The 14,075-nt window shown below is 68.5% G+C and carries 12 protein-coding genes; 3 read left to right on the top strand and 9 right to left on the bottom strand.

Features of this window, described 5'->3' with window-relative positions:
- Positions 1-37: 37 nt before the first annotated feature.
- Both GZ67_RS0108760 and GZ67_RS0108755 read right to left on the bottom strand, forming a co-directional pair.
- On the bottom strand, positions 38-1,081 hold the full coding sequence (locus GZ67_RS0108760) for a 3-isopropylmalate dehydrogenase (RefSeq protein WP_029263567.1): 1,044 nt from the start codon (positions 1,079-1,081) through the stop codon (positions 38-40).
- A 79-nt stretch (positions 1,082-1,160) separates the two neighbouring features.
- Positions 1,161-2,696: an MFS transporter gene (locus GZ67_RS0108755; RefSeq protein WP_029263568.1), complete on the bottom strand. Its 1,536-nt coding sequence runs from the start codon at positions 2,694-2,696 to the stop codon at positions 1,161-1,163.
- A 95-nt stretch (positions 2,697-2,791) separates the two neighbouring features.
- On the opposite strand from GZ67_RS0108755, the gene GZ67_RS0108750 reads away from it, so the two are divergent.
- Complete coding sequence (locus GZ67_RS0108750; protein ID WP_029263569.1) at positions 2,792-3,334, top strand: TetR/AcrR family transcriptional regulator; 543 nt, start codon at positions 2,792-2,794, stop codon at positions 3,332-3,334.
- A gap of 64 nt (positions 3,335-3,398) precedes the next feature.
- Here the strand turns inward: GZ67_RS0108750 and serA are convergent, their stop codons facing one another.
- The 3 genes from serA to GZ67_RS0108735 all read right to left on the bottom strand — a co-directional run bounded on the left by serA (position 3,399) and on the right by GZ67_RS0108735 (position 5,923).
- The gene (gene serA / locus GZ67_RS0108745) at positions 3,399-5,003 is read right to left on the bottom strand and encodes a phosphoglycerate dehydrogenase (RefSeq protein WP_029263570.1); all 1,605 of its coding nucleotides are present in this window, start codon (positions 5,001-5,003) and stop codon (positions 3,399-3,401) included.
- Positions 5,004-5,126: 123 nt separating this feature from the next.
- Positions 5,127-5,462, bottom strand: coding sequence for a hypothetical protein (locus tag GZ67_RS0108740; RefSeq protein ID WP_029263571.1), 336 nt, complete (start codon positions 5,460-5,462; stop codon positions 5,127-5,129).
- The gene (locus GZ67_RS0108735) at positions 5,459-5,923 is read right to left on the bottom strand and encodes a hypothetical protein (protein ID WP_029263572.1); all 465 of its coding nucleotides are present in this window, start codon (positions 5,921-5,923) and stop codon (positions 5,459-5,461) included. Before GZ67_RS0108735 ends, GZ67_RS0108740 begins: the two co-directional genes overlap by 4 nt.
- 85 nt (positions 5,924-6,008) lie before the next feature.
- Between GZ67_RS0108735 and GZ67_RS0108730 the strand changes: the two genes are divergently transcribed.
- Positions 6,009-6,950 carry a hypothetical protein gene (locus tag GZ67_RS0108730; RefSeq protein ID WP_029263573.1) on the top strand — a complete coding sequence of 314 codons (942 nt, stop codon included), beginning with the start codon at positions 6,009-6,011 and terminating at the stop codon, positions 6,948-6,950.
- A gap of 13 nt (positions 6,951-6,963) precedes the next feature.
- Here the strand turns inward: GZ67_RS0108730 and GZ67_RS0108725 are convergent, their stop codons facing one another.
- Positions 6,964-7,626 carry a GntR family transcriptional regulator gene (locus GZ67_RS0108725; protein ID WP_029263574.1) on the bottom strand — a complete coding sequence of 221 codons (663 nt, stop codon included), beginning with the start codon at positions 7,624-7,626 and terminating at the stop codon, positions 6,964-6,966.
- Positions 7,627-7,699: 73 nt separating this feature from the next.
- On the opposite strand from GZ67_RS0108725, the gene GZ67_RS0108720 reads away from it, so the two are divergent.
- A complete protein-coding gene (locus GZ67_RS0108720) occupies positions 7,700-10,534 on the top strand; it encodes an FAD-binding and (Fe-S)-binding domain-containing protein (protein ID WP_029263575.1) in 2,835 nt (944 codons plus the stop codon).
- A gap of 80 nt (positions 10,535-10,614) precedes the next feature.
- On the opposite strand, the gene ilvC is transcribed toward GZ67_RS0108720, so the two are convergent.
- From ilvC to GZ67_RS0108705, 3 genes are all read right to left on the bottom strand, one after another.
- Positions 10,615-11,643 carry a ketol-acid reductoisomerase gene (ilvC, locus tag GZ67_RS0108715; protein ID WP_029263576.1) on the bottom strand — a complete coding sequence of 343 codons (1,029 nt, stop codon included), beginning with the start codon at positions 11,641-11,643 and terminating at the stop codon, positions 10,615-10,617.
- Between the two features lie 80 nt (positions 11,644-11,723).
- The gene (ilvN, locus tag GZ67_RS0108710; protein WP_029263577.1) at positions 11,724-12,233 is read right to left on the bottom strand and encodes an acetolactate synthase small subunit; all 510 of its coding nucleotides are present in this window, start codon (positions 12,231-12,233) and stop codon (positions 11,724-11,726) included.
- Positions 12,234-12,236: 3 nt separating this feature from the next.
- Entirely contained in the window at positions 12,237-14,039 is a 1,803-nt protein-coding gene (locus GZ67_RS0108705; protein WP_029263578.1) for an acetolactate synthase large subunit, read from the bottom strand.
- Positions 14,040-14,075: the final 36 nt, after the last annotated feature.

The raw sequence follows: 14,075 nt of genomic DNA, 5'->3' as shown, positions 1-14,075 counted from the left end.
GGGCGCATCGTCGCGCCCGTTCAGCCTACGCCTGCAGTCAGAGGCGCGCAGTGATCGCGGAGCCGATCTCCGCCGTCGTTCGTGCCGCCGTGCGTGCGGCGATGTCGGCCTCGACCGCCGCGCTCACGCGTGCGGATTCCTCTGGGAGGCCGAGGTGGTCGAGCAGCAGTGCGATCGAGAGGATCGCCGCGGTCGGGTCGGCCTTCTGCTGGCCCGCGATGTCGGGCGCCGAACCGTGCACGGGCTCGAACATCGAGGGGAACGCGCCGTCGGGGTTGATGTTCCCCGATGCCGCGAGTCCGATACCGCCGGTCACGGCTCCCGCGAGGTCGGTGAGGATATCGCCGAACAGGTTGTCGGTGACGATCACGTCGAAGCGCGAGGGGTCGGTGACCAGGAAGATCGTGGCCGCGTCGACATGCAGATAGTCGACGGTCACGTCGGGGTGCTCGGCGGCGACCTCGTTGACGACACGCTGCCAGATGGCTCCTGCGTGCACGAGCACGTTGGTCTTGTGCACGAGAGTCAGCTTCTTGCGGCGGCGCTCGGCGAGATCGAAGGCGTAGCGCACGACGCGCTCCACACCAAAGGCCGTGTTCACCGAAGTCTCGTTCGCGACCTCCTGCGGCGTGCCCTTGCGGATCGCACCGCCGTTGCCGACGTAGGGACCTTCCGTGCCCTCACGGACCACGACGAAGTCGATCTCACCCGGATCCGCCAGGGGGCCGGGCGCGCCCGCGAAGAGCTTCGACGGCCGCAGGTTCACGTAGTGGTCGAGGGTGAAGCGCAGCTTCAGCAGCAGTCCCCGCTCGATGTTCGCATCCTTCAGACGCGGGTCGCCCGGCGTGCCTCCGACCGCACCGAGCAGGATCGCATCGTTCGCGGCGATCGATGCGAGGTCGTCGTCGGTGAGGGTGTCGCCGGTCTCGAGGAAGCGCCCGGCACCCAGCGAGAAACGGGTCTTGTCGAAGACCACATCGCTGGACGCGGTGACGGCGTCGAGCACCTTCTCCGCCTCGGCGATGACCTCGGGACCGATGCCGTCACCGGGGATGACGGCCAGCTTCACGACACGCGACATGACACTCCTTGCGCACTGCACGGGGATGGACCGGCCGGGCCCGACGGGGTCGAGCGGGCCGGTCCTCCCAGCGTACTGGTCAGTGCGAGGGGGCTTTGCGCAGTGTGACGGCCGCGATGACACCGGCGAGGACTACGAGGGCAGCGCCGATCAGCGACGTCACCATCACACCGGAGCCGAACGCGGCAGCAGCCGCATCCCACAGCGCTGTCCCGAGCTGCCCCGGGAGCTCCTGCGCCGCGGTGTAGGCGCCGGCCAGGGTCTCCCCCGCCGCGTGCGCCACATCGGCCGGCAGCCCTTCGGGCAGCACGAGCGCGCCGCGGTAGAACGCGGTGATGATGCCACCCAACACCGCGGTGCCGAGCACGGCGCCGAGTTCGTACGCGGTTTCGGAGACGGCACTCGCCGCGCCGGCCTTCGCCGCGGGGGCACTGGAGAGGATCAGCTCGTTCGAGATCGTCTCCGCCGCCCCGATGCCGATGCCGAGCACGACGAAGGCGATGACGAGGGGAAGCACTCCGTGCGCGTGGGTCGTGAATGCCACGATCAGGTAGCCCGCCACCGAGAACGCGAGTCCGACCGGGATCACGATGTGCGGCGGCACGCGGCGCGAGACGGGCACGACCGAGAGGCCGGCGACGATCATCGCGAGCATGCCGGGGACGAGTGCCAAGCCCGCCATCATCGGCGACAGCCCGAGCACCAGCTGCAGGTGCTGCGACACGAAGTAGAGGAAGCCGACGAGCGCGACGACGCTGAGCAGGTTCACCAGGATCGCCCCGGAGAATGAGCCTCGCCGGAACAGCGCCATGTCGAGCATCGGCGTCCGGGAGCGCAGCTGGCGACGGACGAACAGGTACCCCATGCCGAAGCCGAGCAGAGCCCATGCGCCGGCAGTGAGGCTCGGTCCGTCGACGGCCAGCGACTTGATCGCGTAGACGACGGGGATCATGGTCGCCATCGAGAGCGCGATGCTGATCAGGTCGATGCGGCCCGGGTTCGGGTCGCGGCTCTCCGGGACGAGCAGCGGTGCCGCGATCAGGAGCGGGATGAGCACGGGGACGGCGATGAGGAACACCGATCCCCAGGCGAAGTGCTCGAGGAGGAATCCGCCCACGATGGGTCCGAGGGCGGAACCGGCGGAGAACGCCGAGGCCCACACCGCGATCGCCATGCGGCGCTGGTCGCGGTTCTGGAAGATCGAGCGCAGCAGCGAGAGGGTCGACGGCATCAGCATGGCGCCGAAGAAACCGAGGAGCGCGCGGGCGGCGATGAGCAGCCCGGCCGTCGGCGCGAAGGCGGCGAGAGCCGACACGGCGGCGAAGCCGGTCGCACCGATCAGCAGCATCTTCCGGCGGCCGAAGCGGTCGCCCAGCGTGCCCATCGTCACCAGGAGCCCGGCGAGCACCAGGGGGTACACGTCGATGATCCACAGCTGCTCGGCCCCGGTGGGGGCGAGCGCGATGGAGATCTCGGGGAGCGCGAAGCTCAGCACCGTGTTGTCCACCGACACCAGCAGCACCGGCAGCATGAGGACGACAAGCGCCGCCCAGCCGCGGGCTCCGACGCGGGGAGCATCCGTCTCTGTCGTCGGGATCGACGCAGTACGGGTCATGGAACACCTCTCACAATTTCGGCGGCATCGTTAGTGAACCGTCCGGATGGTATAGTAACAGAATTCCCGCCGCTCCCCTGTGCAGAGGATCCACGATGCCCCGACCTCCCCTCGCCCGCGAGAAGGTGCTCGACGCCTTCGAAGCGATCCTCATCGAAGACGGCGAACGTGCGGCGACACTCGACGCGACGGCCAAGGCCGCGGGGGTGTCGAAGGGCGGGCTCCTCTACCACTTCGGCTCGAAGGATGACCTCGAAGCCGGGCTGATGGACCGCCTCGACAACCTCACGACACTCGACCTGGAACGGATGTCGTCCGCTGAGGAAGGTCCCGTCGCGTACTACGTGCGCACATCGGTGATGGAAGACGACGCACTCGACCGCGCACTCATCGCCGCGACCCGACTCGCGCAGGGCGGATCCGTGCCGGCAGCCGACATGCTGCGTGAGACCCGACGACGCTGGGCCGAGACGATCCGTCCGCACGTGCGCGACACGGCGAGCCTCGACCTCGTGATGCTGGTCAGCGACGGGCTCTACTTCAACAACTCGCTCGACGTGCACGGGCCCGAGCGTCTGGTCCCCCGCAGCGACGAGCTCGCCGAGCTGATCGCGCTGGTGCTGAAGGCGACAGCCTGACCGCAACGCCCTACAGAGGAGGGCGGGAGCATCACGCTCCCGCCCTCCTGTCTGCAGCCTTCGATCAGACCTCGGTGATCTCGATCTGACGGAACAGGTCGGCGTCGATCGCGTCGCGCACGTCGTCGAGCAGCTCGTCGGACACCGGGGAGTCCAGCGTCAAAACGCTGAGCGCCTGTGCACCGGCCGCCTCGCGGGCGATCTGCATGCCGGCGATGTTGATGCCCGCCTCGCCGAACTTCTGACCGTAGACCGCGACGATGCCGGGACGGTCGGTGTACAGCATGACGACGTGGTGCTTCTCGATCGGCAGCTCGAGCGCGTGATCGTTGATGCCGATCAGCTTCTCGGCCTGCTTCGGGCCCGTGAGCGTGCCGGACACCGACAGCTGGGACCCGTCCGACAGCGCGCCGGCGAGCGTGATCACGTTGCGATACTCATCGCTCACGTCGTCTTTGAGCAGGCGCACGGCGATGCCGCGCTGGTCTGCGAGGAGCGGCGCGTTGACGTAGGAGACGGTCTCGCTGACGATGTTCGTGAAGACGCCCTTGAGAGCGGCGAGCTTGAGCACGCTCACGTCGTAGTCGTTGAGCTCACCGTGCACCTCGACGTCGAGGCTCGTGAGCGGCGAGGTCGCCAGCGACGCGAAGATCTGACCGAGCTTCTCGACCAGCGAGATACCGGGGCGCACGTACGGGTCGATGACACCGCCGGCGACGTTGACCGCGTCGGGCACCAGGTCGCCGCCGAGCGCGAGACGCACGGATCGGGCGACCGAGACACCGGCCTTCTCCTGCGCCTCCTCGGTGCTCGCACCGAGGTGCGGGGTGACGACGACGTTGGGAAGATCGAGCAGCGGACGAGCGGTGCCACCCTCTGCGGGGGGCTCGGAGGTGAAGACGTCGAGGCCCGCACCGGCGATCTCTCCCGCGACGAGGGCGGCGTGCAGCGCCTCCTCGTCGATCAGGCCGCCGCGCGCGACGTTGACGACGAACGCGGTCGGTTTCATGGCCTTGAACTGCTCGGCACCGATCATGCCAGTGGTCTCCGGCGTCTTCGGCATGTGGATCGTGAGGAAGTCGGACTCGGCGACGAGCTCATCGAGCGAGAGGAGCTGCACGCCGAGCTGCTGGGCGCGCGCCGAGGTGACGTAGGGGTCGTAGGCGACGACACGCATGTCGAAAGCGGCAAGGCGCGCGGCGACGAGCGCACCGATGCGACCGAGGCCGACGATGCCGACCGTCTTCTCGAAGAGTTCGGCTCCCGTGAAGGAGCTGCGCTTCCAGGCGCCTGCGGAGAGCGAGGCGTGCGCGGCGGGGATGCGGCGGGCGAGGCTCAGGATGTGGCCGACCGTGAGCTCGGCGGCGGAGACGATGTTGGAGGTCGGCGCATTGACGACCATGACGCCGGCAGCCGTGGCCGCCTTGATGTCGACGTTGTCGAGGCCGACTCCGGCACGGGCGACGACCTTGAGCTTCGGCGCGTGGGTGAGCGCTTCCTCATCGATGCGGGTCGCCGAGCGGACCAGCACGGCATCGGCATCCGCCAGCGCCGCGAACAGCGCCTCACGGTCGGTGCCGTCGACGTTGCGGACGTCGAAGTCGGGGCCGAGGGCCTCGATGGTGGCGGGAGAGAGTACTTCGGCGATGAGCACGACGGGCTTCGGCACAGTGGATCCTTCGGGGCAGCGCGGCAGGCGGGAGTGGCCGATGCGCCGCACACCATGGGGGCGCGATCGCGTCAACTCTACCCGAGCGCTCGAGGCCCTCCGTGCCGTGTGACCGTGTGCGACTCAGGCGCTCGGCATCGTGAGGCTGAGCGCGATGAGGCTCATCCAGAAGACCGCGACGATGCCGAGTCCCGCGAGGAACACCAGGGAGAGCTCTCCGACATTGCGTCGTCGCCCGATCACGAACGCGAACGCGAAGACGATGGCGGGAAAGGCGACGCCGAACAGGAGTGTCGCCCATCCCCCACCGGTCAATCCGGTCTGCGCCATCGTGATCAGGTGTGCGACGGCGTTCCACACCGCGTAGGCGTAGAACAGCCCTGCCAGCCCGATGACGAGTCCGACGAGCCAGCGGGGCGAGCCCGCCGAGACCTGCTGAGGAGCGGAAGACGCACTCACGATCCGATCACCCCCACGGTGACGAAGGGCCAGGGAACGAGGAGGACCACGCCCGCGAGCAGCACGGCGACGCGGATCCACGCGGCCCTCCCCCGGGTCAGGACCCAGGTCGCGAGGAACCACAGCGCCGGCGCGGCGATCGCCAGCACGAACCACGGCAGGAACATGGCGTCGTCGACGAGGAACGAGGCCAGCGGCTTGAGTCGCAGTCCGCCGACGATCCAGCCGATCGTGTAGAGGAGATAGACGCCGCCGACGACCCCGAGGATCAACAGCATCATGGTGCTCATGCCCGCCGGCGCGTCGGTCGCAGCGGGGGTGACGGTGCCGTCATCCTCGACCGTCCCCACCTCTTCGCTGCCCCTGCCCACGGCGTTCCAGCCGTGCGGAAGGGCGCGATCCTGCGGCGCCGCGGCGTCGTCGCCCTCCCAGCTGAGGGCGTCGTCGGAATCGGAAGTCATCTCCCCAGAGTAGGACACCCGGTCCACTATGCTCGGGGTTGCCTTGAGCCGGTATGGCGGGCACCGGAGGGAAAAGGGGAGCACCGTGGCCGACAGCGACAACAAGAACGCCGACGTCGAGCGGCCTGCGGCGAGCAGCACGAACACCGAGCCGCCCGCCGGATGGGTCCCCACTCCCGAGGCGAAAGCGAAGGCCACCCGCTTCCGCTGGATCGCTGCCGTGCTCTGGGCCATCGCGATCATCGGCGAAGCCGTCGGCATCTTCTGGCTGCTGCGCCAGCGCGTCTACGTCGGCGAGGACGGACAGCTCCTCCGCAACCCCGACACCGGACTGCTCGAGGAGCACGGCGTCACGGCGACGTTCCCGCAGTGGGCGTTCATCGCACTCCTCGTGCTGCTCGTCGTGATCGCCGCACTCTCGATCACCGGGTCCGTGCTCTGGAAGAAGGCGAATCGCCTCGACCCCGCGCGGAAGTCCGACAAGACACGGTTCTTCGTGCAGAACCAGCTCGGCGCGATCATCGCGATCGTCGCCTTCCTCCCCCTCGTCATCCTGATCTTCCTCAACAAGGACATGGACAAGGGCCAGAAGACGACGGCCGGCATCGTCGGAGTAGCCCTCGCGGCTCTCGCCGTCGTCCTCGGCGTCGACTTCGCTCCGCCGTCGGTCGAGCAGTACACGGCCGATCAGTCCGCCGTGATCCAGCTGCTCGGCAAGGACGAGGTCGTGTGGGTCGAGGGCGGCAAGGTGTACCACGTCTGCGATGAGGTCTCCGCGATCCAGACCGGCAGCGAGATCATCACCGGCACGACGGCACAGGCCGTGGAAGCGGGCAAGAACCGGCTGACGCTGCAGTTCGCCTCCGAGCTGCGTGCATGCGACCTTCCCGTTCCCGAGAACGACGAGGAGATCACCGAGGCGCTGCGAGCGATCCAGGCGGGGCAGGTGGACACCGTCCTCCCCGCGCCGGAATGGGCGGATTCCACGGAAGCGCCCATCGTCGTCGACGAGGCCCCGGCCGAGTGACGGCCGATCGGCTCTAGTCAGCGTCGAGCGCTTCGACGAGCCTCTCCTCGGCCGAAGTGAGATGCGCCTCGAGGAGGGCGGCCGCACGCTCGCCCTCTCCGGACTCGACCGCGTCGAGGATGTCGGCGTGCTGGGCAGCGATCACCGCAGCGTCGAGCAGGCGGCGGCCCTGCACTTGCGCCATGCACAGTCGCACCTCGTCGAGGACGCTGCGGTACATGCGACCGGTCCGCTCGCTCTGGAGCGCGTCGATGAGCGCGGTGTGGAAGCGCAGATCAGGGCCGACAGTCGCCGGGTCGGGGCCGGCCGGCATCGCGAGGATCTCGGCGTTGGCGTCGCGGGCAGCGTCCGGAACGGTCCTGGTCACGGCGAGTTCGCGCAGCGCCGCGCTCTCCAGCCGTGCCCTCGTGCGATAGACGTCGCGCACGGTCTCGGAGTCGATCCCGACGACGCGGGCGCTTCGATGCGCGGTGCGCACCAGGAGTCCGGTGGCGACGAGCTGTTCGATGGCTGCTTTCGCACTCGGCCTGGCCACCCCGAACGTCTGCGAGACGGCTGACTCCGTGAGCGGCGTGCCGGAGCCGATCTCGCCGCGGAGGATGCGTCCGCGCAGCTGAGCGGTGACGGCGTCGACCACGCCGACGATGCCGAGCGGCGCGTCCGAGCTCATGGTCATCCGGTCAGTCTAACGAAACGCCCCGCCGTCGGTACACTTGTCAGACAATCTTTCGACGGAGCAGAGGAGCACCGTGCCGACCACACTCGCCGAACCGCTGGATCCCGCACTACTGGGCCCCACGACCGAGGTGCACTCCCGGTCCATCGACCGCTTCGCCCGGGCACACGACGCTTCGCACTACCTGCTCATCCCGGATGCGGTGCTCTCCCCCGCGGATGCCGAGGGCGTCGCCCGTGCGTTCGGCGCCGTGCGTGCGGCGGGACGCACGATGACCTTCCGCTCCGGCGGGACGAGCCTGTCGGGGCAGAGCGTCAGCGGCGACATCCTCGTCGACACGCGCAGCCACTTCCGCGACATCCGCGTGGAGGACGACGGCGCATTCGTCCGCGTCGGTCCCGGAGCCACGGTTCGCCAGGTCAACACCCGGCTGACACGCCACCGCCGCAAGCTCGGGCCCGACCCGGCGAGTGAGATCGCCTGCACGATCGGCGGGGTCGTGGCGAACAACTCCAGCGGCATGGCCTGCGGCATCACCGAGAACTCGTACCAGACCATCGAATCGATGACGATCGTGCTCCCGAGCGGGACGATCCTCGACACCGGACGACCCGACGCGAACGAGCTGCTGCGCGCCGCGGAACCGGCGATCGCCGACGGGCTCCTGGCCCTGCGCGCCCGATTGCTCGCCGCACCGGAGCACGTCGCCTTCCTCCGGCAGCAGTTCTCGATGAAGAACACCATGGGCTACGGCCTCAACGCCTTGCTCGACTTCGACGATCCGGTGCGCATCCTCGAGCACCTCATCATCGGGTCCGAGGGCACCCTCGCGTTCGTCGCCGAGGCACGGTTCCGCACGATCGAGGTTCGTCCGGCGATCGCCACCGGTCTGCTCGTGTTCGAGACGCTGTCGGCCGCCATGACCGCACTCCCCGACCTCACGCGTCTCGGCCTCGCGACGATCGAGCTGATGGATGCCGCATCGCTGCGCGTGGCACAGGGTCTGAGCGATGTCCCGGCGGCGATCGCGGAGATCGACGTCCAGGGGCATGCGGCCCTGCTCGTGGAAGTCCACGCCTCCGATGCTGCGTCCCTCACGGAGTCGAGCGCCGCCGCCCAGGTGCATTTCGAGGCCCTGCCGCTGGCCGTGGCGCCTCGACTCACGACGGACGCCGCCGAGCGGGCGGCGCTGTGGCATGTGCGCAAGGGTCTCTACACGGCGGTGGCGGGTGCGCGTCCCTCCGGCACGACCGCTCTGCTCGAAGACATCGTCGTCCCTGTCCCCCGCCTGCTCGTGACCTGTGAGCGACTGATCGAACTGTTCGCCGAGCACGGTTACGAGGGCTCGGTCATCTTCGGTCATGCGAAGGACGGGAACGTCCATTTCCTGCTCAACGAGCGCTTCGACGACGCCGACAGCGTCGCCCGCTACCGCCGGTTCACGGACGACCTGGTCGACCTGGTGCTGTCCCAGCAGGGTTCGCTGAAGGCCGAGCACGGAACCGGTCGCATCATGGCGCCGTTCGTGCGCCGCCAGTACGGCGACGAGCTGACCGACATGATGTGGGAGATCAAGGGCCTGCTCGATCCCGACGGCATCCTCAACCCCGGCGTCGTCCTCTCCGACGACCCCGACTCGTACCTGCACGACCTCAAGCGCGTTCCCACGGTCGAGAACGAGGTCGACCGCTGCGTCGAGTGCGGATACTGCGAGCCGACGTGTCCGAGCAAGAGCATCACGCTCACCCCGCGTCAGCGCATCGTGATCCGCCGCGACATGGCCTGGGCCGAAGAGCAGGGCGACACCGAGCTGCTGCGCGATCTGCAGAAGGACTATGACTACGACGGCGTGCGGACCTGCGCCGTCGACGGCATGTGCGGCGTGGCGTGCCCGGTCGACATCAACACCGGCGACCTGGTTCGTCGGCTGCGGGCCGAGCAGTCGAACGCGGTCGAGGGTGCCCTCTGGGGCACGGCGGCGAAGCACTGGAGCACGGTCACCCGGGCCGGCGGCATCGCCCTCACAGTCGCCGACGCGCTCCCGGCTCCGCTGGTCCGCGGCGTGACCCAGGTGGGACGCGCCGTTCTGGGTGCCGACACGCTCCCGCTCTACGACACGGGACTCCCCCGCGGCGGGTCGAAGCCTCCGCGCCCCGCGGCCCCGAGCGATGCGCAGGTCGTGTTCTTCGGCGCGTGCATCGGCACGATGTTCGGCGCGGAGGGCGAGGGCCAGGGATCGAGGGACGCGCTGCGTGAGCTGTTGGACCGCGCCGGGATCCCCCTGGTGATCCCGGAGGAGAACGGCGGCCTCTGCTGCGGCACGCCCTGGAAATCCAAGGGCCACCTCGACGGTTACCGGCTCATGTCCGACCGGGTACTGGATTCCCTCTGGGAGGCGAGCCGCCAGGGAGAGCTCCCCGTGGTGTGCGACGCCGCATCCTGCACCGAGGGCCTCGATGTGATGCTCGCGCAGTCCGTGGCGAAGAATCCGAAGTACGCCGGGCTCCGGATCGAGGATGCGACCACCTACGTCGCCCGTGAGGTGTTGCCGCGGCTGACCGTGCCGGCGAAGCTCCCGACGGTGGCTGTGCACCCGACGTGCTCGACGACCGCCCTCGGGGCGACGGGCGCTCTGACCGCGATCGCGGCCGCCGTCGCCGACGACGTGTTCATCCCGGAGGGCTGGGGCTGCTGCGCGTTCGCCGGTGACCGCGGGATGCTGCATCCGGAACTCACCGCCAGTGCGACCGCACAGGAATCCGCGGAGATCGCGGCCGCGGAGGAGGAGCGCGGCGGCTTCGATGCGTTCGTGTCGGCCAACCGCACGTGCGAGATCGGGATGACCAGGGCCACCGGCCGCTCCTACCGACACGTGATCGAGATCCTCGAGGAACTCACCCGGACCTGACCCGCCGGGATGAAGACGAAAGAACGGGCGCCCCCGAGGGGGCGCCCGTTCTTCTTGACTCAGGTCAGGCTGGACTCAGGTCAGCGCGCAGCGCTGCCGTCGACGTAGTCCTCGTCCTGCTGCTTCCAGGCGAAGAGCGAACGCAGCTCCTTGCCGGTGACCTCGATGGGGTGCTGCTCCTCCTTGGCGCGCAGCGCGAGGAACTCCTCGGCCCCGTTGTCCTGGTCGTCGATGAAGCGCTTCGCGAAGGCGCCCGACTGGATGTCGGCCAGCACGCCCTGCATGCTCTCCTTGACGCGCTCGTCGATGACGCGCGGGCCCGAGACGTAGTCGCCGAACTCGGCGGTGTCGGAGATCGACCAGCGCTGCTTGGCGATGCCACCCTCCCACATCAGGTCGACGATGAGCTTGAGCTCGTGCAGCACCTCGAAGTAGGCGATCTGCGGCTGGTAGCCGGCCTCGGTCAGCGTCTCGAAGCCAGCCTGCACGAGGTGGCTCACGCCACCGCAGAGCACGGCCTGCTCGCCGAACAGGTCGGTCTCGGTCTCTTCGGTGAAGGTCGTCTTGATGACGCCGGCGCGGGTGCCGCCGATGGCCTTCGCGTACGAGAGGGCGAGGTCCCAGGCGTGACCCGATGCGTCGCGCTCGACGGCGATGATGTCCGGGATGCCACGGCCGGCGACGAACTCGCGACGGACAGTGTGGCCCGGAGCCTTCGGAGCGACGAGGATCACGTCGACACCCTCGGGTGCGTCGATGTAGCCGAAGCGGATGTTGAAGCCGTGTGCGAAGGCGAGCGTCTTGCCGGCCGTGAGGTTCGGCGCGATGGACTCGCTGTAGATGATGCGCTGGTGCTGGTCCGGCGCGAGGATCATGATGACGTCGGCCCACTCGGTGGCCTCGGCGACGGTCTTCACGGGGAAGCCGGCCTCTTCGGCCTTCGCGGCGGACTTGGAGCCCTCCTTCAGTGCGATGGCGACCTCGACGCCCGAGTCGCGCAGGTTCTGCGCGTGGGCGTGGCCCTGCGAGCCGTAGCCGACGATCGCGACCTTCTTGCCCTGGATCAGGGACAGGTCTGCGTCGGCGTCGTAGAAGATCTCGGTGCTCACTGTGTGTTTCTCCTTGTTCTTTGCGTTTCGTCGGGATTCGCGCGCTCCAGGAGCGGCGAAGACTGTGTTGCTCGGGATGGTCAGCCGCGCAGGACGCGTTCGGTGATGCTCTTACCGCCGCGCCCGATGGCGAGAAGACCCGACTGCGCGATCTCCTTGATGCCGAAGGGCTCCAGTGCACGGAGCATGGCGTCGACCTTGCCCTTGTCGCCGGTCACCTCGATCACGAGCGCATCCGAGGCGTAATCCACCACCGACGCGCGGAAGAGGTTCACGACCTCGATCACGTTCGAGCGCGTGGCGTTGTCGGTGCGCACCTTCACGAGCATGTGCTCGCGCTGGACCGACGTCGAGAAATCGAGCTCGACGATCTTGATCACGTTGATCAGCTTGTTGAGCTGCTTCGTGACCTGCTCGAGCGGCAGCTCCTCGACGTCGACGACGACCGTGATGCGGGAGATACCGGGCACCTCGGTCACGCCGACGGCGAGGGAGTCGATGTTGAAGCCGCGACGGGCGAACAGCCCGGCGACGCGGGTGAGGAGTCCTGGGGTGTTCTCCACCAGCAGGCTCAGCACGTGAGTCGACATGGATCAGTCCTCCTGGTCGAAGTCGGGCGCGTGCTCGCGGGCGTACTGGACGTAGCTGTTGCTGACGCCCTGCGGGACCATCGGCCACACCATGGAGTCGGCGCTCACGACGAAGTCGATCACCACGGGGCGGTCGTTCGTCTCGAGCGCGAGCTGGATGGCGGCATCCACCTCTTCCTCCTTCTCCACGCGGATCGCCAGGCAGCCGTACGCCTCGGCGAGCTTCACGAAGTCGGGGATTCGGACCGTGCCGTGCCCGGTGTTGAGGTCGGTGTTCGAGTGGCGGCCGTCGTAGAACAGCGTCTGCCACTGGCGCACCATGCCCAGCGAGGAGTTGTTGATGATCGCGACCTTGATCGGGATGTTGTTGATGGTGCAGGTCGCGAGCTCCTGATTGGTCATCTGGAAGCAGCCGTCGCCGTCGATCGCCCAGACGTGACGCTCCGGCTCTGCGACCTTCGCACCCATCGCCGCGGGCACCGAGTAGCCCATGGTGCCGGCACCGCCGGAGTTCAGCCAGGCGTTCGGGCGCTCGTACTTGATGAACTGCGCCGCCCACATCTGATGCTGGCCGACACCCGAGGCGAAGATGCCCTCGGGACCGGTGAGCTCGCCGATGCGCTGGATCACGTACTGCGGAGCGAGGAGGCCGTCGGTCGTCGGCGCGTAGCCGAGCGGGAACTCGGTGCGGAGGCCATCGAGGTACGACCACCACTCCTCGATGTCGGGCTTCGCGCTGGCGGTGGCACCGCGGAACGCGGCATCCAGATCGGTCAGCACGTCGCGGACATCTCCCACGATCGGCACATCCGCGGTGCGGATCTTCGAGATCTCCGCGGGGTCGATGTCCACGTGCACGACCTTGGCGTTCGGGGCGAAGAGCGCCGCCTTGCCTGTCACGCGGTCGTCGAACCGTGCGCCGAGCGAGACGAGGAGGTCGGCCTCCTGGAGCGCCAGCACGGCGGGAACCGTGCCGTGCATGCCCGGCATGCCGAGGTGCTGCGGGTGCGAGTCAGGGAACGCGCCACGGGCCATCAGCGTGGTGACGACCGGCGCTCCGGTGGATTCCGCGAGTTCCAGGAGCTCGGCCGACGCCTTGCCGCGGATCACTCCACCGCCCACGTACAGCACCGGCTTCTTGGCCTCGGCGAGCAGGGTGGCTGCGGCCTGGATCTGCTTGCCGTGCGCCTTGGTCACCGGGCGGTAGCCGGGGAGATCGATCTTGGGCGGCCACACGAACGGCGCCGTCGCCTGCTGCGCATCCTTCGTGATGTCGACCAGCACGGGACCCGGACGACCGGTGCCGGCGATCTCATACGCCGCGGCGATCGCGCCCGGGATGTCGGCCGCGTCCTTCACCAGGAACGAGTGCTTGGTGATCGGCATCGTGATGCCCACGATGTCTGCTTCCTGGAACGCATCGGTCCCCATCAGGGTCGAGAACACCTGACCGGTGATGGCCAGCATCGGCACCGAGTCCATGTAGGCGTCGGCGATCGCGGTCACGAGGTTCGTCGCACCCGGGCCGGAGGTGGCGATGCACACGCCCACCTTGCCGGACGCGGAGGCGTACCCCTCGGCCGCGTGACCGGCTCCCTGCTCGTGCCGCACCAGGATGTGTCGCAGATCCTTGGCATCCATCAGCGGGTCGTAGACGGGGAGGATCGCTCCGCCGGGCAGGCCGAAGACATCCGTGACACCGAGCAGCTCGAGCGAGCGGACGACGGCCTCGGCGCCGGTGATCTCCGGAGCAGAGGATTGACGGGCGGGCGGCCTCGGCACAGCCGGGGCGGAGTCAGCAGTCATGACTTTCCTTCTGATGATCTGTGGAGGACACCGGAT

Source organism: Microbacterium sp. Cr-K20 (assembly GCF_000708325.1).
Lineage (GTDB): Bacteria > Actinomycetota > Actinomycetes > Actinomycetales > Microbacteriaceae > Microbacterium.
The sequence above is the reverse complement of the archived record's forward strand: the minus strand, read 5'-3'. Positions and strand labels throughout refer to the sequence as shown.

Coding starts and splice junctions, on each gene's coding strand:
- GZ67_RS0108760 (WP_029263567.1), bottom strand. CDS start 1,081: ATGTCGCGTGTCGTGAAGCTGGCCGTCATCCCCGGTGACGGCATCGGT.
- GZ67_RS0108755 (WP_029263568.1), bottom strand. CDS start 2,696: ATGACCCGTACTGCGTCGATCCCGACGACAGAGACGGATGCTCCCCGC.
- GZ67_RS0108750 (WP_029263569.1), top strand. CDS start 2,792: ATGCCCCGACCTCCCCTCGCCCGCGAGAAGGTGCTCGACGCCTTCGAA.
- GZ67_RS0108735 (WP_029263572.1), bottom strand. CDS start 5,923: ATGACTTCCGATTCCGACGACGCCCTCAGCTGGGAGGGCGACGACGCC.
- GZ67_RS0108725 (WP_029263574.1), bottom strand. CDS start 7,626: ATGACCATGAGCTCGGACGCGCCGCTCGGCATCGTCGGCGTGGTCGAC.
- ilvN (WP_029263577.1), bottom strand. CDS start 12,233: ATGTCGACTCACGTGCTGAGCCTGCTGGTGGAGAACACCCCAGGACTC.
- GZ67_RS0108705 (WP_029263578.1), bottom strand. CDS start 14,039: ATGACTGCTGACTCCGCCCCGGCTGTGCCGAGGCCGCCCGCCCGTCAA.